A 19,309-nucleotide genomic window follows, 5' to 3' on the forward strand; every position below is an offset into this window, starting at 1 on the left:
CTTCTGCGATTTTCCGTGCATTTTCGAGGCCAGTGCAGCCATGCCGGGCGGCGGTTACATAGTTGGAACGGTCGAGAAATGTCAGAGTAATGACACAGGACCAATCTGCTCTCACCTGCAGCAGCCGGCTGCACCTCGTTGGCGATACCGGGCTGGGCGCTTGGGACGCCGGCGGCTCGGCCCGGGACATGAACATCCGCACCATCCGCTGTGCCGCGACCCCGGCGTCACGCGTCCTTGACCAGGAACGGAGTTCCCGCATATGTCCACCACCAGCAAGCGGCTGCGCGCGCTTGTCGCCACGGGCGCCTTCGCGACGACCGTGGCCCTCGTGCTCGCCGGCTGTGGCGCCCGCGCCGGCGATGAAACGTCCAGCAGCAAGTCGGCCGGACCCAGTTGCGTCGACACCTCCGGCAGCACCATCAAGCTCGGCTTCCTCAACTCCCTCACCGGCGGCATGGCGATCTCCGAGAAGACCGTCTCCAACGTGCTGCACATGGCCGCCGACGAGATCAACGCCGGCGGCGGCATCCTCGGAAAGAAGATCCAGTACGTCCAGGAAGACGGCGCTACCGACTGGCCCACGTTCGCGGAGAAGACCGAGAAGCTGCTCACCCAGGACTGCGTCGGCGCCATCTTCGGCGGCTGGACCTCGTCCTCCCGCAAGGCCGTCAAGCCGGTCGTCGAGAAGAACAACGGCCTCTTCTTCTACCCGGTGCAGTACGAGGGCCTCGAGGCATCGCCGAACATCTACTACACCGGTGCGACCACGAACCAGCAGATCATCCCGGCGATGGACTTCCTCGCCTCCAAGGGGGTGAAGAAGCTGTTCCTCGCCGGCAGCGACTACGTCTTCCCGCGCACCGCGAACGCCATCATCAAGCTCTACGCCGCCAAGCTCGGCATCCAGATCGTCGGCGAGGAGTACGTGCCCCTCGACAAGGACGACTGGACCACCCAGGTGGCGAAAATCAAGGCGGCCAAGCCCGACTTCATCTTCAACACCATCAACGGCTCGTCGAACGTCGGCTTCATCAAGGCCTACTACGACGCCGGCCTCACCGCGGCGACGACGCCGATCATCTCGGTGTCGATCGCCGAGGAGGAGGCGCCGGCCATGGGCCACGAGGTCACCGGCCACTACGCGTCCTGGAACTACTTCCAGTCGCTCAAGACCGACACCAACCCGAAGTTCATCGAGAGCTGGAAGGCCTATCCCAAGAGCAGCGGCGTCACCTCCGACCCGATGGAGGCCGCCTACATCTCGCTGTACCTGTACAAGGCGCTCGTCGAGGCGGCCGGCTCGTTCGACGTCGCCGCGGTGAACGCCGCAGCGAAGAAGAACACCATCACGTTCGCCGCACCGGAGGGCACCGTCACGCTCGACGGCGAGAACCACCACATCTCAAAGCCGGGCCACATCGGCCGGATCAACGCCAGCAACCAGTTTGACATCGTCTGGTCCTCCGACAAGTTCATCAAGCCCGACCCGTTCCTCAACGGCTACGACTGGTTCCCGGCGAACGTCCGCGACCAGCTCGTGAAAGCCGCGGGCTGATCGCCCCACCCCCTGCACGGACGCGGGGTTGCGTGTCGCTGCGGCAGGCAACCCCGCGTACCCGGATCCGAATCCCCCTCCGCACAGAGAGCGAGAGCACGTGGACGCACTAATCTCACCGCTGCTGAACGGCAGCGCACAGGGTGCGCTGCTCCTGCTCGCCGCGCTCGGCCTCTCGCTCACCTTCGGCCAGATGGGCGTGATCAACATGGCCCACGGCGAGTTCCTCATGATCGGCGCCTTCACCGCCTACCTCGTCCAGCAGGTCATCGACTCCAGCGATCTGTCGATCCCGGTCGCGCTGCCGGTCGCGTTCGTCGTCGCCGGACTGTTCGGCCTCCTGCTGGAGGTCAGCATCATCCAGTGGATGTACCGCAGGCCCCTCGACACCCTGCTCGTCACGGTCGGTGTCAGCCTGATCCTGCAGCAGGCGGCACTGCAGATCTTCCCGTCCCAGGGCGTCCCGGTGGAGAAGCCAGGCTGGCTCGACGGGCAGTTGACCATCCTCGGCTACGACTGGCCGCTGCGGCAGGTGTTCACCATCCTGCTCGCGATCGTCTGCGTCGCCGCGCTGGCGGCCTGGCTCAAGTACACCTCGTTCGGCCGCCGCATCCGGGCGACCGTGCAGAACCGGGACCTCGCCGAGACCGCGGGGATCTCCACCCGCACCGTCGACCGCCTGACGTTCTTCGTCGGGTCGGGTCTGGCCGGGATCGCCGGAGTGGCCGCGTCGCTCATCGGCGGCACGAACTCCCAGATGGGCGCGCAGTACATCATCCCGGCCTTTCTCGTCGTCGCCGCCGGCGGCATCGGCCAGCTCAAGGGCACCATCGTCGCCGCGTGGGCGGTGGGCGTCGTCCTCTCGTGCTTCGCCTACTGGACGACCGGCAGCCTCGCGCAGGTGCTTGCCTTCATCCTCGTGATCGTCTTCCTGCAGGTGCGCCCGCAGGGCCTGTTCACGGTGCGAACCAGGAGTCTGGTATGACCAAACTGAAGCCACAGCTTTCCCTCGTCGGCATCGGGGTGTTCGCCGTCCTGCTCCTCGCGGTCGCTCCCCTCGTGCTCACCGACCACTGGCTCGGCAACCTCGGCAAGTACTGCTGCTGGGCGATCGCCGCCGTCGGCATCGGCCTGGCGTGGGGCCGAGGCGGGATGCTCGTCATGGGCCAGGGGGTGTTCTTCGCCCTCGGTGCCTACTCGATGGCCATGCACCTCACGCTGGAGACCGCCGGTGACGGGGTCCCGGGGTTCATGGTGCTCTACGACCCGCTCGCGCCGCTCCCGGCGTTCTGGGAGCCGTTCCGCAGCGCTGCGTTCACCCTGCTGGCGATCGTGCTGCTCCCGGTGGTCGCGGCCGGCATCCTCGGCTACGCGCTGTTCAAGCGCCGCGTGAAGGGCGCGTACTTCGCGATCCTGACGCAGGCGCTCGCCGTCGCGCTCGCTACCCTGATCAGCTCCACAATCCGCGAGACCGGCGGCGACACCGGACTCAGCGACTTCAAGTACTTCTTCGGTTTCGTGCTGAACGACCCGGCGAACAGGAACATGGTGTACCTCATCACGGCAGCGCTGCTCGTCGTGTGCCTGCTCGTGGTGTGGCAGCTCTACCGCAGCCGCTTCGGTGAGCTCCTCGTCGCCACCCGGGACGCCGAGGAGCGCGTGCGCTTCCTCGGCTACGACCCGGCCAACATCAAGCTCGTCGCCTTCGTCGTCGCAGCGCTGATGGCAAGCATCGGCGGAGCGATGTTCGTGCCCATCGTCGGCATCATCACGCCGGCCGAGATCGGCGCTGCCGCCTCGATCCTCATGATCGCGGGCGTTGCCTTCGGCGGCCGCGCCTCGCTCTTCGGCCCCGCGCTCGGTGCGATGGCGGTCGGCTGGGGGCAGTCGAGCCTCGGCTCCACCTGGCCCGACGGTTGGACGTACATCATCGGCCTGCTGTTCATCGTCGTCATCCTCTTCCTGCCGAAAGGACTGTCGTCGGTGCTCGCCAGGTTCACGACAGCGCGCCGGAGCCCTGGTGAACAGCCCGCAGCTGCGACCGCCACCCTGCAGCTCGAGGAGGCGAAGTCGTGACCGACGCCTCGCTCGTCGTCACGGACCTCCACGTCGAGTTCTCGGGCTTCGTCGCGGTCGGCGGCGTCTCCTTCGACGCGCACCCTGGCGAGGTCCGGTTCCTCATCGGCCCGAACGGCGCCGGCAAGACGACCTGCATCGACGCCATCACGGGGCTCTCTGCGGCTACCGGGTCGGCAAGGCTCGGCGAGCAGGAGCTGCTCGGCAGGCCGGTACACAAGATCGTCCGGCTCGGGGTCGGCCGCACGTTCCAGACCGCCAGCGTCTTCAACGAGCTCTCGGTGCTGCAGAACCTCGACATCGCCGCCGGACGCCACCGCCACGCGGCCTCGCTGCTATGGGCCCGGCGTCGCGTCGAACCGTCGATCGTGCAGGCGCTTGAGGAGACAGGACTCGCCGGCGAGCTCGCCACGCCGGCCGGCATCCTGTCGCACGGCCAGAAGCAGTGGCTGGAGATCGCGATGCTGCTCGTGCAGGACGCGAGGGTGCTGCTGCTCGACGAACCAGTCGCCGGCATGAGCCAGGACGAGCGCACCGCGACCGGCGAGCTCCTGCAGCGCGTCGCGGCGAAGCGCATCGTGCTGGTCGTCGAGCACGACATGGACTTCATGCGCCGCTTTGCCACCCGCGTGACGGTGCTGCACCAGGGCAAGGTGCTCTCGCACGGCTCGGTGGCCGAGGTGCAGGCCGACCCCAAGGTGCAGGAGGTCTACCTCGGCACTACGGGAGCCGCGACCACGGCCGCCATGTCGGTCGTGCCCGAAGCGGCAGCCGTCGGGCTCGCAAGCTCGCCGGAAGTGGTAGCCGGGACGCAGCAGCAGAAGGAGGACTGACATGCTCGAACTCACCGACATCGAGGCCGGCTACGGGCGCACGCGGGTGCTGCACGGCGTGACGGTGCCGGCCGGGAAGGTCGTGGCCGTGCTCGGCCACAACGGCGCCGGCAAGACGACGCTGCTGCGTGTCGCGATCGGGCTCATCAAGCCGACGAAGGGCCGCGTGTTCTTCGACGGCGAAGACATCTCGTCGCTCGCCCCCAACAAGCGCGTCGCTCGCGGCATGGCGTACGTGCCGCAGGGTCAGCAGGCGTTCGGCCAGCTCACCACGCTCGAGAATCTGCAGCTCGTCGCCGACGGACGCCGGGGCGGCAAGGCCCTCATCGACGCGCAGATGGCTCGCTTCCCCGCGTTGGAGCAGTTCGCAGCCCGGAAGGCAGGCCTGCTCTCGGGCGGGCAGCGCCAGCAGCTCGCGATCGCCCGCGCCCTCATCACCGAGCCGAAGCTCCTCATCCTTGACGAGCCGACCGAGGGCATCCAGCCCACGATCGTCGCCGAGATCGAGCGCACCATCGTGCAACTGGCCGCCGAGGGCATCAACGTGCTGCTCGTCGAGCAGCACATCGGCTTCGCCCTCGAGGCCGCTGAGCGTTACGTCGTGCTCGCCTCTGGCTTCGTCACCCAGACCGACGAGGGGGGATCGGCAGCCATCTCCACCGTGCGAGCCGCCATGGCGATCTGAGCCGACATTACCGGTTTCCGGGCCTGCAATGCTTTCGAAACAACGAACCCGGAAGATGCCTCACGCCCGGCGCGTGAGGGGATGCCACTGTGAGCAGGACAGGCAACGCGCGCGCGGCCGCGGAGGACAGCCTCGAGGACTATGCCTTCCGATATGTGCCGCGCACCTTCCGGCGCTGGAGCGCGGCCTCCGTCGGCGCGACAGCCCTCGGGTCCATCGCGTTCCTCGCCGATTTCTCGATCGGCGCGACCATCGGCATCGACCACGGTACCGCCAATGCCATGCTCGGCATCCTGTTCGCGTCGGTCATCATCGTCATCGTGGGCGTACCCGTCGCCTACTACGCCGCCCGCTACAACCTCGACCTCGACCTCATCGCCCGTGGCTCGGGATTCGGCTACTACGGCTCGATCATCACAACCGTGGTCTTCGCGGGCTTCACCTGCATCTTCTTTGCCTTGGAGGGCGCCATCATGGCGCAGGGGCTGCAGGTGGCGACGGGGACGCCGCTGTGGCTCGGCTATCTCATCTCGACCGTGGTCGTGATTCCGATCGTCATCTACGGCATGCGTGCGCTGGAGCGCCTGCATTTCTGGACCACGCCCCTGTGGCTCGCCCTCGCCCTGCTGCCGCTGCTGTGGATCATCGTCTCCGACCCCGAGTCAGTGCGCGCCTTCACGTCGTTCGACGGCAAGTCCGACGGCTCGATCAGTTTCGGCGCCGTTGTCTCAGGCGCGGCCGTGTGCTTCGCCCTCACCCCGCAACTGGCGGAGCAGATCGACTACATCCGCGCCATGCCGCCGCGCACGCCGTCGAACGCCCGCTCGTGGTGGACGTCGTTCGCATTGTCCGGCCCGGGCTGGGTCATCTTCAGCAGCACCAAGCAGATGATCGGGGTGTTTCTCGCCGTCTACGTCCTCGTGAAGGTCGATCCCACCCTCGGGCACTCCGCGACCGAACCGGTCAAGCAGTTCGTCGGCATGTACCAGACCCTGTTCCCGGACTGGCTCGCCATCGCCCTCGCCCTCGTGCTCATCGTGGTCGCGCAGGTGAAGATCAACGTGACGAACGCATATTCGGGCTCGCTCGCCTGGTCGAACGTCTTCACCCGGGTGGCGAAGCACTACCCGGGTCGCACGATCTTCGTGCTGCTCAACCTTGTGATCGCGTACGCGCTCATGATGCTGGACGTCTTCACCCTCATCTCCTTCGTCCTGAGCCTGTACGCGAACGTCGTCATGGCGTGGCTCGTGACGATCGCCACCGATATCGCGATCAACAAGTGGGTGCTGCGCATCTCGCCGCGCTTCCCGGAATTCCGCCGTGGCATGCTGCACGACTGGAACCCGGTGGGGCTCGTGTCGGTGGGGCTCGCCTCGGTGCTTTCGCTGCTCGCGTTCGCCGGGCTGCTCGGCACCGCCGTCAAGCCGTTCTCGGTGCTCATCGCGATCGGCGTCGCGTTCGTCGCCACGCCGGTCATGGCCCTCGCCACGCGGGGGCGCTACTACCTCCGCCGCCGCTCCGACGGCATCGACTCTCCCCTGTTCGACGAGCACGGCAACCCCTCGGGCGAGCGGCTCCGCTGCCATGTCACCGGATATATGTTCGAGCGACCGGATATGCTGGCCTCGGCCCAGCGAGGGGCGCACGGCCAGGTGCAGTACGTCTCGTCGCTGGCGCTCACGCTCGACGATTCCGATCGCTACGTGCTTCCGCCGGAGGTCACCGGCCCCCCGCACTGGGCGACCGATCGAGGCAGGGGAACGTAATGGAGGAGCCGGTCGACACCGCGACCGCGATTCTGGCGAGCGCGGCGGTGCTGCTGCGTGAGCACACGTTCGACGACATCTCCTACCGCGCCCTCGCCGACGAGGTCGGCATCTCGGAGCGCACGGTGTACCGCCAGTACCCCACACGTGCGCACCTGCTCGTCGCACTGTCGAACTGGATTGAGCAGACCCATTTCCCGCTGCCGCCGTTCGTGACCGTGGCCGATTTCCGCACTGCCGTGCACGAGCGATTCCGCGCCTTCGACGCGTCGCCCGCGTACGCATTCGTCGGCGCACGGGCGTCTACGATCTCGCTGACGCTCGACGCCGAGCCCGCCTACATCACGCGTGCGATCGAGGCGATGCTCGACGTGTCGGCCTCGACGCTCAACCGGCGGGATCGGCGGCGGGTCGCGGCATCCCTGCGTTACTTCTCGTCGGCGATGTTCTGGGCGCGACTGCGCACGGGCTTCGACCTGGATGCCGGCGAGATCTGCGACGCGTTCGATCGCGCCGTGGGCACAATGCTCGCGAGGCTGCCCGACGCGACGTGGGCGGAGCCGTGAGCAGGTCGACGGCCGTCCCGGCGCTGAGCGGCACGCAAGCGGCGATCCTCGCCGCCTACGCCGAGCTGATCGAGGAAATCGGCAGCGACGACGTGTCGTACCGGCTCGTCGCCCGCCGGGCCGGCATCGCCGAGCGCACGGTGTTCCGCAACTATCCCACGCGGGTCGATCTGCTGCTGGCGACCGCAGCGTGGATCGAGGCGACGGTGTTCGTGCGCGAGGAGTCGCACTCGATCTTCGACATCCCCCTCGCGATCCGCGACGCGATGCAGCGGTACGACGAGCGGCCGGAGCTCGCGCACGTCGTCGCCGAGACGGCAATGCGCGGCGTGAGCGGCGCGGCGCCGTCGCTCGGCCGGGCCCACCTCGAGCGGCTGCTGGACGCCGAGGTGCCATCCCTCGACGCGGCGCAGCGCAGAGCGGTCATCGTGGCGCTGTCCCACCTCGACTCCGCAGCGACCTGGGTGACGTTTCGCCGCGAGTTCGGCATGGACCGGCGTGACATCGCCGACGCAGCCGCATGGGCAGCGGAGGCGGTGCTCGACAGCATCCGCGACCGCGTCGTCCCGTAAGCGCCGGGCGGGCGACCGCACCGAGCACCGGGCCGACGACGTGGACCCACCAGAACGGGAACTCGACGGCAACGATGTCCGGGCCGAGGGTCCGTGCCGGTTTGAGCGAGCCGCCACGGCGTACCCGGGCCCGGCCGGGTCGAACCCAGGACCAGGCTCTTGCGCAGGGCGCCGTACATCAGCCAGTCCACGAGCCCGGCCACCACACCGCCCAACAGATGCGCGGCGATGTGGGCCGGGACCATCCGCCAGGGGAACTGGACCCGCGACAGCCAGCGCGAGCGTCCCGCCGGGTTGAGGTAGGCCCCGGAGCGCTCGGCAGTGACATAGACCGCGGCGACCACGCCGAACTCTTCATGGACCTACCGACGACCATGCGACGGCGGCCAACCATGAACCTAGGAACCCGATGAACCACACAACAAACCGTTCGCCGCAGTGAGCGAATCCACCGACGCTTTCGCTTACCTCCGGTGCACTCGCAGCAACGGCTGAGCGTTCCCGGCATCAGCTCACTGAGCTCAAGCATCCGCGGAACCTAAGACGGCTGAACGACATTGTTCGTGATGAAGGCGCGGGTCATCTCAGGGCCTATTTCGCGCCGGGGGCGTACACCGGCAGTGGTTTCGAGACCTTCGCGGGTGGTGGCGACCGCGCCGAGAGCTGCGACAGCGATCTCTACGCGGTGGAGGCGCTCAATGTCCAGGTTCCGTTTGCTGTCCCGCCAGCGCCGCCCGCAGCTGCAGCGGCGAGACGGCCGACGCCCTGCCCGCCCGCGGCGCAATCGGCACCCGCGTGCGCGAACACGTCGAAACGCGCCGCATCGAACTGCTCACCGGCTGCTCCGTCCAGTCGGTGACCGCGACCGACGGCCGGATCGAGCTGTCCGACGGGACCCGGACGGCGACCGCCGACCGGATCGTGTCGGCGACGGGGTTCCGGCCCGACCACACCATCACCAGCGAGCTGCGCCTCGACCTCGACCCGATCCTCGGCTCGACCCGTGCCCTGGCGCCGCTCATCGACCCGAACGAGCACTCCTGCGGCACCGTCCCGCCGCAGGGCGTCGACGAGCTCACTCACCCCGAGCCCGGCTACTACGCGATCGGCGTCAAGTCCTACGGACGCGCGGCGACGTTCCTGCTCGCCACCGGCTACGAGCAGGCCCGCTCCGTCGTCGCCGCGCTCGCCAGCGGATGGGCCGCCGCCCGCGACGTCCATCTCGGCGCAGCCGACTCTGACGTAGACCGTGGCAAGGAGACCGATGAGCCACGCTCGTTGCCCCGGCATGACGCGTCAGCGTTTTGGGCGGGGGCGCCCCGATCGATCCAGGTAGCTTCCGGCCATCACTCTCTGCTCATCAAGCACCGGCACGGCCCGTCCGGCGCCGCAACGCCTTAAGTTGCCATGAAATCACAGGTGGAGGCCTTGGCGTGGCCCCGTGCCGATCAGTAATGTCAACGCACGCCTGATCCGGACACTGATCACAACGGGTGACGCCGGGCCGGGCCCGCCGAGTCGTGCTCACACGAGCCGGGGACCCACCGCAACTGGGGTGAATCCACAGGCCGACGGCCTGTGGTAGGGCGACCTTTCGCGCCCGAACCCGTCAGCTAACCCGGTAGGCGGACGCGTAAGGAGAGCATGCTCGTGCACGTCCAGTTCAAGCCCCAACCCCCGCCAGTTCCTTGGCCGCCCCGCACGTGTGCTGTGAGCCTTTCGGTTCCAGTCAGCCCCTGAGGACCGTCGAAGGTCCACGCCGGACCTTGTTCCGCGGTGACGGTCACGCCCAGACGTAATGCCCGGACATGGTCGCCGGACGCATCTCATCGGCGCAGCTCCGGCCCGAGCCCGGCGACGCGACGGCCGCCTTGCGGCGTGATCGCTCTCGCGTTCCGGAGTCCGCTGGCGGCGGGCTGCCGGTCGCGTTCTCGGCGCTCCATTGTGGACCGCCATCATCGATGCCCGTCATCGACGACCACCTGTTGGCCGAAGCAGGACACCGACGTGCCCTCGGTGCATGACTTCGGTGGTTTGGAGCCTGCAATGAACCGTGCCTCTGTCCCGTACATCGCCAAGCACGCGGCTAGCGCCCGCAGACCCCGCGGGCCCCGCGCGACAGTCCTCCTGGGCGGGCTACTGGCCGTGGCAGCCGGAGCCGGGATCGTCCTGAGCCAGATCGACGGTTCGCAGCCGAGCCGCGCCTCCTCGGCCGTCGCGCCCAATGTCACGACAAGTGCCGACCGGTCCCAGGGTGAACAGGCTGCGCGCACGGGCAGCGCCGCTCCGGCGACGCCGGCCACGCCCGCCGCCCCCTTGGAAAAGGTGCTCTCAGCCCGGTTCCAGCAGCAACCGAACTTCTACTGGTGCGGACCTGCGGCCGCCCGAAACGCGCTGGCCGCCAGCGGCTTTACGGTGACCCAGGCCGACATGGCCCCGAAGCTACGCACGACGACCAGCGGGACCGACTCCGCGTTCGACGTGACCCGAGGGCTGAACGAGGTCGTCGGCGGGAACGTCTACCAGACCCGGGAGATTCGGGGACAGTCGGCAACGCCGGCCGAGATCGGCCAACTGCAGGCCGATGTGGTGCGCGCCGTCAGCGCCGGCCGCGCCGTCGTCGCCAACATCGTCAGCTCGGCGAAGGACACCAACGGCGTCAGCCACACCTTTGACGGCGGGCACTACGTGGCCATCGTCGGGTACACCGAGAACGGCCAGATCGTGAAGGTCGCCGACTCTGCCAACCCGAGCGGCGACGGCACGTACTGGATGACGACCACCAACATCGCCAACTGGATCGCTCGGCGCGGCTACTCGTTCTAGCCGCTGAACCGATCCTTTGGGCGCACCGGCGCAGCTGCTTCCGCCGGAGCGGACGTCGTATCGACCCATGTCGCACCACGGAGGTCTGGTCCCTCCCGCTGAGACCGCTCGGCGAGAGGGACCAGATATCAGGGCTGGTGCGCCAGTGCTAGCGGACGTGGACGAAGACCGGGTTCGAGTAGAACCACAGGTCTTCCCACGGGGATTCCTTGCCGTCCGCGAGCGGCTCGGCCTCGTCGGTGCTGGTGCCACGGACGCGGGCGTACATGTCGGTCTCGACGTCACGCAGCGTGTACTTGATGACGTAGTCCTTGCCCTGCTTGCGCCAGTCGTTCGGACCGAACCGCGCCACCACCTTCGTGGTGGGGTTGGTGTCAGCGTCGAGGTTGGCGGCCGGCCCGGTGATCTGTCCGACGATGAGGTCGACGCGCCGGACCTGCGGGCGGTCACCGTGGTGGTTGGTGCCCTCCGGCGCCCGGAACTTGATCTCGATCTCGACGTCCCTGCGGCTCTTGCGGCTGACCGTGATGGTCTCGCCCATCGCCGCGTCGCGGCCCTGGCTGCGGGCGGTGAGGTCGAGGCTGGTGATCAGGTCGCCGGTGGTGACCCAGATCCGGCCGTTGCGCAGACCGTCCATGATGTCGGCGTAGTCCTGCCGGGCCAGCACGTAGGTCTTGCTGTACTCCCCCGGCCAGAAGTCGGAGCCACCCCGCGTCCAGTGCACGTGCGAGTCCGACGTGGCGGTGATCCACCAACGCCGCCCCTCACCGAGCAGCGAGTCCCACAGACCACCGACCCTGGCGGTCATCTGGTCGTAGCCGCCGTGCGTCGGATAGTTGCCGTAGCCGCCCCGCGCGCCGCCGTTGAGGGGGCCGGCCTGGTGGCCGGGAGCGCCCTCGAACCCGACGTAGATGTCGGGTGCGACGTTGTTGCCGTTGCGGAACTCGTGCGGCGTGTCCTGGCCCCACACCCCCAGGCCGGTGGCCGACCGGGCGGCGTGGTGCGCGATCACCAGCGGCTTGTTCGGCAGGCCCTTGGCGTACTTGAGGAACTCGACCATCTTCGCCTCGGTGTTCCGGCTCGGGTCCGAGGGGAACGGGTCGTTCTTGGCGAACTTGCTCTCCAGGTCGTAGAGCAACTTCGCCTCGTCGTCGTGCCGCGGGATCATCAGTGTGTGGTGATCCATCGCCGGCGCGTCGAACTCCATGCCCCAGAACTGCAGCACCTCGGGCACCAGCCGGCGGGACAGCAGCAGGTCCGGGTAGGCCTGCTCCAGGTTCACCTTGGAGTGCGTCGGGCCGCCGTGGTCCGTGCACATCGCCCAGGTCAGCCCGAAGTTCTTCGCCATGATCGCGTTGGTGACGATCGGGTACACCGCGTCGGCGCCCTTGGCGAACTTCGGCGGGTTCGTGGTCGTGTCGAACTCGCCGCTGTACTCCGAGTGGATGTGGTGGTCACCGGCCCGCCACACGCGCCCGCGGGAATCCCCGCGCTGCTCGCCGTTGCCACCCGAACGGTCCTCGCCCGTAGCCCACGCCACGCCGCCCCCGACCAGCGGGCTCGCCGCCGCCAGGGTCGCGCCGACACCGGCGTACTTCACCAGTTGACGCCGGGACATCCGGGAACGCTCGGCTTCCTCACTATCGCTGTTCTGCAACAGACCTCTCCTCGACTCAGCGGTTGCCACGTCCAACTACGAAGCCTCGTAGAACGGCCTGAATACCCAATGAACAGCAGTGACAGTGATGCAAAACAACGAGGTCCGGCCGGCCGAAGGTCACCGCCGTCCCGACAGGCCGGTGCAGCGTCACCGCGCCGTTGTGGCGCTCCCGCGCCGGCGCGGCCGCAGCCGCTCGAAGAAGCGGGTCGGCGCGACCCGCACCGCGATGAGCGCGGACGCTTCGTACCTGCTCGGCGGGTGGCCGACGAGGACGGTCATGTGCGACGCCCAGTCCCAGACATCGGGGATCGTGGCCCACCGCGGACCGATGTGGACGTTGCAGGAACACACAGAACGCGGCTGGGAGCAGGATCCTCGCCAGGCGGAGCCGCGGGGCCGGGTCAAGGTCCAGCCGGGCGATCGCCTCGATGGCGAGGACGAACGGCAGGAGCTTGAACAGGAAGATGCCGAGGGACCTGACGTCACGGTCCGGGCCGCCCAAGAACCAGGACGCCGGTGCAGCACCCCGGTGCAGCACCGGGCAAAGAGTCAACTAGCCTGTCTAGTAGATCTCTTCTCCGGGAGTCTCGATGGCGGCATTGTCCGATCAGTTGCTGGTGGCGACCGTCCTGCTGTACGTGGCAGCGATGGCGGGGTTCACGGCCGAGTTCGCCTTCGGCCGGACCGGCGCGGTGGCGCGGGTCGCGGCCCGCCAGTCCGTGCTCGCCGGCGGGCCGACTATCGGGACCGAAGAGCCGGACGAGGCGGCCCAACCCGCGGGGGTCGCGGCGGACGGGGGCCGTCGACCGGGCGCGAACCGGGCTGCGGCGCGGATCGGGCAGCTGGCGGTCGCAGCGACCGCAGCCGGCGCCGCCACGCAGGCCGCGTGCCTGGTCACCCGGGCGCTCGCCGCCCGCCGCGTGCCCTGGGGCAACATGTACGAGTTCATCGTCATGGTCAGCCTCGTCGGCGTGCTGGTGTGCCTGGGCCTGATCATCCGCCGGCCCCGGCTGCGGCCGTTGGCACTGGTGACCACCATCGTCACACTGCCCCTGCTGGCCCTGGCCGCGATGCGCGTGTACACGCCCGCGGGCCCGCTGGTGCCGGCACTGAACTCGTACTGGCTCAAGATCCACGTCAGTGCCGCCGCCGTCGCGACGGGGTTCTTCCTGTGCGGCTTCGTGGCGGTGATGCTGTTCCTGGTTCGCCGCCGGTACGAGATCGGCCTCGCCAGAGGCGCGGCGCCGCAGGGACTGACCACGACGCTGGGCCGGATCGTGCCGGCGGCCGACGCGCTGGAACGCGTCGCCTTCAGGCTCCACGCGTTCGCCATGCCGGTGTGGACGTTCGCGGTGATCGCTGGCGCGGTCTGGGCCGAGGCGGCGTGGGGCCGGTACTGGGGATGGGACCCGAAGGAGGTGTGGGCGTTCATCTCGTGGGTCGTGTACGCCGCCTACCTGCACGCCCGGGCCACGCCGAGCATCCGGCCCACCACGACCGCATGGCTGGCCGTCGCGGGCTGGGTGACCATGATGTTCAACCTGTTCGCCGTCAATCTCGTCATCTCCGGCCTGCACTCCTACGCCTGAGCCGGGAACCGGCTTCCAGATCGCCAGCAACGACTGTCCCTAGTAACTCAGGACGGATGGCTCCCATGGTCGCAACGTTTCGCACCCGCAACGGCCGGCGTCCCGCCGCCGCGATCCTCGCCGGTGCGCTCATCGGCGTGGCCGCGGTCCTCGTCGCCCCCGCGCCGGCCTTCGCGCACGCAGCGCTGCGCGGCACCGTGCCGACGACTGGGGCCTACCTGGCGCAGGCGCCCGACCTGGTGACCATGACATTCTCCGATCCGCCGAACCCGGCACTGGCCCGCGTGGTCGTCCGCGACGCAGCCGGCGCAGACCTGACCGAAGGACCGCCGACGGCCGACGGCCGCACGCTGGTCCAGCGGGTGCGTACGGCCACGACCGGCGGAACGATCGCGGTCAGCTACCGGGTGGTCTCCGCGGACGGTCACCCGATCGAGGGGACGTTCGCGTTCACCCTCGCCACAGCGCCGTCACCGGGCGCCACCACCTCTGCGGCGGCCGTCCCGCCGGCCGCGGTGGCCTCGGAGACCCCGGAGGCCGGCCAGCCACACAACGTGAACTGGGCTGGAGCGGCCTTCCCGATCGGTCTCGTACTCGGGGGGATCGGCATCGCGGCCGCCGTGGCGTTCTGGCCCCGCCGGCCGCTCGCGCCGGACGACAGGCCCGGCGTGCAGCCCGGCCTGCAGCCCGGCCCGGCACTGGACGAGTCTTCCGGCGGCCGCGACGTTGATCAGGCAGCGCCGCGCAGCGGTGCCGGACCGGCCTGACCACGCGTGATGGCAGAGCGACGGCCGACGTCGGAAGCGGCATGACAGCGGCAGCGCGTCCGGTGTGGCGCACCGCGGTCCGGTGGCCGGTGACGGGCGGCGGTCTCGTCCTGATCGCGGCGGCGAGCGTCGTCGCCGCGCGGCGGATGACGGTACCGCCGGACTCCGTCACCACTGGCATCGCGGAACCCGGCGCCCTGACCGACTGGGGTCTGCCGACCAGCCGTGCCCTCATGGTGCTCGCGTCGGCCGCCGTAGCCGGGCTGCTGCTGGCCGCCACGCTGTTCACCCCCCGCGCCGCGGCGCCGGCGGCCCGCCCGGCGCTCGACCAGGCCGGCCGCCGGCTGCTGCGCAGCGCCGGTCAGGCTTCCGTGCTGTGGCTCGCGACCATCGTCACCAACACGGCATTTGTCGCGTCGGACCTGTTCGGGGTACCGGTGTGGCGGCTGCCGGACGTGGCGGCGCCGGTGCTGTTCGGCGCCGCGCAGGGCCGGGTCGCGCTCGTCGCCGGTGCGGTGGCCGTCCTCGTCGCCGTCACCGCCAGCGCGGTGCGCACCGCCGGGGCGACGGCCGGGCTCCTGGCCGCGACGCTGGTCGCACTGGCGGCACCGGCCTTCGCCGGGCACTCCGCCGGCGAAGGCAACCATCAGGTCGCCGTGTCGTCGCTGGTGATCCACGTCGTCGCCGGGACGGTGTGGGCCGGCGCCCTGATCGGGTTGCTCGCGACCGGCCGGGCCCGGCCCGAGTCGATGGCCCGGGCGGCGCGGCGGTGCTCGGCGGTGGCGGCGACGTGCATGATCGCGGTCGCCGGGTCGGGCGTGCTCGCGGGCGGCGCGCGGCTCGGTTCGCTGTCGGCGCTGACCTCCTCGGCGTACGGTGCCCTGCTGATCGCGAAGGCGTGTGCGCTGCTCGGCCTCGCGGCCGTCGCCTTCCGGCAGCGCCGCCGCGCGCTCCCGGCGGTGGCCGCGGGCCGCCGCGCCGGGCTCATCCGGCTCGCGGTGCTCGAGCTGGTGATCTTCGCGGCGACGTTCGGTATCGCCGCCGGCCTGTCCCGGACGGCCGCCCCGAGCTCCGGTACCGGCGACGACCCGGCCGTCGCGCTGCTCGGCTTCCCCATGCCCGGCCCGCCGACCGCGCGCTCGCTCGTCGCCGGGTGGCTGCCCGAGCCGCTCACGCTGACCGCCGCCGCGGCCGCCGTCGTGCTGTACCTCGGTGCCGTGATCCGGCTGCGGCGGCGCGGCGACGCCTGGCCGGCGTCGTCCACCGCGCTGTGGGTCGGCGGATGGGCCGTGGTCGTCGTGGCCACGAACAGCGGCCTGGCCCGCTACTCGCCGGTCCTGTTCAGCGCGCACATGATCCAGCACATGACCCTGACGATGGTCGCACCGATCATGTTCGTGCTGGCCGCCCCGGTCACCCTGGCCCTGCGCGGGCTGCGGCCGGCCGCCGACCGATCCTGGCCGGGGCCGCGCGAGTGGGTCACCGCCGCTCTGCACAGCCGCCCGGCGCGAGTGCTGACGCACCCGGCGGCGGTGTTCGCGATCTACACCGTGAGCCTCTACGGTATGTACCTGACGGACGTCTACGAGCTGGCGCTGCGCAGCCACCTCGGCCATCTGCTCATGACGGCACATTTCCTGCTCGCCGGGTACCTCTTCTTCTGGGTTCTGGTCGGCACCGACCCCGCCCCGCGCCCGCGCCCCGCCTTCCCGTTGCGGCTGGTCATCCTGCTGATGTTCATGGCGATGCACGCCATCTTCGGCCTCGTCATGATGCAGACCCAGGTCGTCATCGCCGGCGACTGGTACGCGGAGCTTGCCCGGCCCTGGGGCGGCGGCGCGCTCGCCGACCAGAAGACCGGCGGCGGCATCGCCTGGGCGTCGGGCGAGCTGCCCGCCCTGGCCGTCGCGATCGCGCTCGTCGTGCAGTGGTCCCGCTCGGACGCCCGGGCCGCCGCCCGCTACGACCGCGCCGTCGACCGCGCCGAACGCAGCGGCGAAGACAACGCCCACGCCGCGTACAACCGGATGCTCGCTCAGCTCGCCGAGCGCGACCCAGGCCGGCGCTGACCGGACCCGCAGACCTGGAGGAACAAACGAACCGGGTCGTCGCGCAGCGGCAAGAACGCCCGGAGGTGATGTCGGATGCTGGCGGAAGCGGGCGGCGCCGCCGATGAGGGTCATGAACCCTTCCTGCAGCACACGGCCTCCCCTGACCGTCGAGACGCACGAAGGACCATGCTCTGGTTGACGGCTGACCGAAGGCTCGCACTACTACTAAATGACATAGTAGAGTACCGGTGCGCGTCACTTGCCAGGACGGAGAACCTACCGACCGGATCATCAGCGCGAGCCGTTGAACAGTCCGTGCGGTTAAGGACCTACAACGCCGCGTATCGCAAACCATCCGGACGTTGTTCGTGAGGCGACGGATCACCCACCACAATCAGACGGGATGGGCATGTCTACCCAGCATGGGGACCGAGACCGCACACCGAGGGCCAAGGCCGCCGACGGCTCCTCCGCCGGCAAGACCGTCCGCGGCAAGGCGCCGCAACCCAATGCCAAACGGGCCGGGACCAAATCTGCACTCAAGGCCGGGATGCGACCGCACGGCAAGGGTGGTGGTCGTCCCCATCGACGGGTCGCCCCAGTCAAGATCAACGAAGGCCGGAACTGGATGCCGATCGCGTTGTTCACGGTTGTCGTGCTCGTCGCGACGTCCATCATCGGGTACGCCGGCTGGTCGGTCTACGAGAACGGTCTCAGCTGGTCGGACCGCGCCAAGCGGATCGACGGCATCGTGAACTGGCGCGAGGAGAATCCGAACGTGCTCGCCGCCGACCATAAATCCGGCGTCATCGACTACTCCGCAATGCCGATGAAGCCCCCGGCCGGCGGCAACCACAACGCCAACTGGCAACGCTGCCAAGGCGATGTCTACAGCGCGGCGATCGCCACCGAACATGCGATCCACAGCATGGAGCACGGCGCCGCCTGGATCACCTACCAGCCAGGACTACCGAAGGATCAGGTGGACGTCCTGGCCGGCCTCGTCCGTGGCAATGACTATCGCCTGATGAGCCCGTACGAGGGCCAGGACACTCCGATCTCCCTGCAGGCCTGGGGCTACCAACTGAAAGTCGACAACGCCCGCGACGCCCGGATCGCCACGTTCCTCAGCACGCTCGCCCCCCAGGCAGCCAAAGAGCAGGGGGCCACCTGCTCCAGCGGCGCGATCATCACGGAGACCGGCACCACCCCGCGCGACCTGCCCCCACCGCAACAACCGCAACCGGGCGCCGGCCAGCCGGGCGGCGTCGACCCAGACGGCGGCAATCACGGAGGCTGACCGGCCCGAGTCGGTCCCTTACTCGGCCGCCGATTGGCGGCGCACCAGCAGGCTCCGCATGGACGTTTGTGTGGGCGCGGCCACCTCGGCCCCGAGGAACTGTTGGCGCGGATCTTGGCGGGTAGTCGGACCGGTCCGTCGGCGGTCTTGACGGTGCGGATCCGGCTGACGCGGTCCCGCAACGTGTGGGCCTGGCCGAGCCGGCCGCCGGCGAGGATGCGCTCGGCAACGCGCGGCGGCTGTTGAGGGCTGCCCCAGCACCCATGGCCCCAGTCTGCAGTGATCGATCGCGAGCAACGTCTCGGTTAATCCGTTTCTTGAACGTTTGCCGGGGTAGGTGAGACCCGCTCAAGCACCGGCGACAGGCTGCGGGCAGTCCGGGCCGCACTGTCCACAATGGACATGACCCGTCCCGCGCCGTACCAGGTCGCCGGATGACCTGAGGGATACCGGCGGCTCGGTTGCCCTCGGACGACAACGTTCTTCCAGCAATTGGGCGGTTCACTTGTGGGTCCTGCACGTGAATTGGGGCATACCCGCAGCGGAGAGCGCTGCGGGAGGCGTCCGGTGAAGCACCTGACCCTGATCGCCGCCGGCTCGGCGTTCCTCGCCGCGCTGCCGCTGATCAACGTCTTCGAGCGGTACACCTGGGCGGTCCGGTCGTTCCTGGTGCTGGCCGTCATGTGCGGGGTGGCTGTGCTCATGCGCAGCCTGCGCGCACCGAGCTGGGCACCGACCGTCGCGATGGCGGTCTCCGGGCTCTTCACGCTGACCTGGCTCTTCCCCAGCAAGCAGGAGTTCCTCGGTATCCTGCCGTCACCCGGAACCATCTCGTACTTCGGCTCACTCCTGCGCACCGCGTCCATCGAGATGACCGAGTTCGCCGCACCCGTCGGCGACCGGGAGGGCTTCCTCTTCCTCGCCACACTCGGCGTCGCCGTGGTCGGGATCATGGTCGACTTGTCCGCGGTGGTCCTGCGCTGCCCGGCATTTGGCGGCCTGCCGATGCTCGCGATCTACTCGGTGCCGGTCACGGTCACCACCGAGAGCACCAGCT

17 protein-coding genes, 2 pseudogenes and 1 riboswitch are annotated in these 19,309 nt (G+C 69.3%); of the genes and pseudogenes, 16 read left to right on the top strand and 3 right to left on the bottom strand.

What is annotated here, in order from left to right:
• Positions 1–262 precede the first annotated feature (262 nt).
• The 8 genes from urtA (at position 263) to ABZS66_RS01055 (ending at position 8,059) form a co-directional block, all read left to right on the top strand.
• The gene (gene urtA, locus ABZS66_RS01020; RefSeq protein ID WP_354753894.1) at positions 263–1,558 is read left to right on the top strand and encodes an urea ABC transporter substrate-binding protein; all 1,296 of its coding nucleotides are present in this window, start codon (positions 263–265) and stop codon (positions 1,556–1,558) included.
• A gap of 100 nt (positions 1,559–1,658) precedes the next feature.
• Positions 1,659–2,543: an urea ABC transporter permease subunit UrtB gene (gene urtB / locus ABZS66_RS01025; protein ID WP_354753896.1), complete on the top strand. Its 885-nt coding sequence runs from the start codon at positions 1,659–1,661 to the stop codon at positions 2,541–2,543.
• On the top strand, positions 2,540–3,634 hold the full coding sequence (urtC, locus tag ABZS66_RS01030; protein ID WP_354753898.1) for an urea ABC transporter permease subunit UrtC: 1,095 nt from the start codon (positions 2,540–2,542) through the stop codon (positions 3,632–3,634). Before urtB ends, urtC begins: the two co-directional genes overlap by 4 nt.
• The gene (gene urtD, locus ABZS66_RS01035; protein ID WP_354753900.1) at positions 3,631–4,467 is read left to right on the top strand and encodes an urea ABC transporter ATP-binding protein UrtD; all 837 of its coding nucleotides are present in this window, start codon (positions 3,631–3,633) and stop codon (positions 4,465–4,467) included. Before urtC ends, urtD begins: the two co-directional genes overlap by 4 nt.
• Position 4,468: 1 nt before the next feature.
• A complete protein-coding gene (locus ABZS66_RS01040; protein WP_354753902.1) occupies positions 4,469–5,152 on the top strand; it encodes an ATP-binding cassette domain-containing protein in 684 nt (227 codons plus the stop codon).
• Positions 5,153–5,241: 89 nt separating this feature from the next.
• On the top strand, positions 5,242–6,921 hold the full coding sequence (locus ABZS66_RS01045) for a hypothetical protein (protein ID WP_354753904.1): 1,680 nt from the start codon (positions 5,242–5,244) through the stop codon (positions 6,919–6,921).
• The gene (locus ABZS66_RS01050) at positions 6,921–7,487 is read left to right on the top strand and encodes a helix-turn-helix domain-containing protein (RefSeq protein ID WP_354753906.1); all 567 of its coding nucleotides are present in this window, start codon (positions 6,921–6,923) and stop codon (positions 7,485–7,487) included. Before ABZS66_RS01045 ends, ABZS66_RS01050 begins: the two co-directional genes overlap by 1 nt.
• Positions 7,484–8,059, top strand: coding sequence for a TetR/AcrR family transcriptional regulator (locus ABZS66_RS01055; protein WP_354753908.1), 576 nt, complete (start codon positions 7,484–7,486; stop codon positions 8,057–8,059). Before ABZS66_RS01050 ends, ABZS66_RS01055 begins: the two co-directional genes overlap by 4 nt.
• Positions 8,060–8,081: 22 nt before the next feature.
• Here ABZS66_RS01055 and ABZS66_RS01060 read toward each other — a convergent pair.
• A pseudogene (locus tag ABZS66_RS01060) lies at positions 8,082–8,162 on the bottom strand (hypothetical protein); the annotation flags it as partial.
• 453 nt (positions 8,163–8,615) lie between these two features.
• On the opposite strand from ABZS66_RS01060, the gene ABZS66_RS01065 reads away from it, so the two are divergent.
• From ABZS66_RS01065 to ABZS66_RS01075, 3 genes and pseudogenes are all read left to right on the top strand, one after another.
• Positions 8,616–8,918 carry a DUF6308 family protein gene (locus tag ABZS66_RS01065; protein WP_354753931.1) on the top strand — a complete coding sequence of 101 codons (303 nt, stop codon included), beginning with the start codon at positions 8,616–8,618 and terminating at the stop codon, positions 8,916–8,918.
• A pseudogene (locus tag ABZS66_RS01070) lies at positions 8,816–9,460 on the top strand (hypothetical protein); the annotation flags it as partial. The gene ABZS66_RS01065 and the pseudogene ABZS66_RS01070, both read left to right, overlap by 103 nt.
• A 100-nt stretch (positions 9,461–9,560) precedes the next feature.
• A riboswitch (cyclic di-AMP (ydaO/yuaA leader) is annotated at positions 9,561–9,702 on the top strand.
• Between the two features lie 502 nt (positions 9,703–10,204).
• Positions 10,205–10,885 (top strand): C39 family peptidase, encoded by a 681-nt coding sequence (locus ABZS66_RS01075; RefSeq protein ID WP_354753909.1) that lies wholly within the window; start codon positions 10,205–10,207, stop codon positions 10,883–10,885.
• A 148-nt stretch (positions 10,886–11,033) separates the two neighbouring features.
• Here the strand turns inward: ABZS66_RS01075 and ABZS66_RS01080 are convergent, their stop codons facing one another.
• Positions 11,034–12,503, bottom strand: a complete 1,470-nt coding sequence (locus ABZS66_RS01080; RefSeq protein WP_354753910.1) for a phosphoesterase — start codon at positions 12,501–12,503, stop codon at positions 11,034–11,036.
• A gap of 189 nt (positions 12,504–12,692) precedes the next feature.
• A complete protein-coding gene (locus ABZS66_RS01085; RefSeq protein ID WP_354753912.1) occupies positions 12,693–12,824 on the bottom strand; it encodes a hypothetical protein in 132 nt (43 codons plus the stop codon).
• A 311-nt stretch (positions 12,825–13,135) separates the two neighbouring features.
• Here ABZS66_RS01085 and ccsB point away from each other — a divergent pair, with 311 nt between their 5' ends.
• The 5 genes from ccsB to ABZS66_RS01110 all read left to right on the top strand — a co-directional run.
• Positions 13,136–14,134 (top strand): c-type cytochrome biogenesis protein CcsB, encoded by a 999-nt coding sequence (ccsB, locus tag ABZS66_RS01090; RefSeq protein WP_354753914.1) that lies wholly within the window; start codon positions 13,136–13,138, stop codon positions 14,132–14,134.
• 65 nt (positions 14,135–14,199) lie between these two features.
• Positions 14,200–14,901: a copper resistance CopC family protein gene (locus ABZS66_RS01095; RefSeq protein WP_354753916.1), complete on the top strand. Its 702-nt coding sequence runs from the start codon at positions 14,200–14,202 to the stop codon at positions 14,899–14,901.
• A 41-nt stretch (positions 14,902–14,942) separates the two neighbouring features.
• Positions 14,943–16,970: a cytochrome c oxidase assembly protein gene (locus tag ABZS66_RS01100; RefSeq protein ID WP_354753918.1), complete on the top strand. Its 2,028-nt coding sequence runs from the start codon at positions 14,943–14,945 to the stop codon at positions 16,968–16,970.
• Positions 16,971–17,355: 385 nt separating this feature from the next.
• Positions 17,356–18,252 carry a DUF3105 domain-containing protein gene (locus ABZS66_RS01105; RefSeq protein ID WP_354753919.1) on the top strand — a complete coding sequence of 299 codons (897 nt, stop codon included), beginning with the start codon at positions 17,356–17,358 and terminating at the stop codon, positions 18,250–18,252.
• Between the two features lie 567 nt (positions 18,253–18,819).
• On the top strand, positions 18,820–19,309 hold a 490-nt coding region (locus ABZS66_RS01110; RefSeq protein WP_354753921.1), incomplete at its 3' end, for a transglutaminaseTgpA domain-containing protein.

This window comes from Dactylosporangium sp. NPDC005572 (assembly GCF_040605515.1).
Lineage (GTDB): Bacteria > Actinomycetota > Actinomycetes > Mycobacteriales > Micromonosporaceae > Dactylosporangium.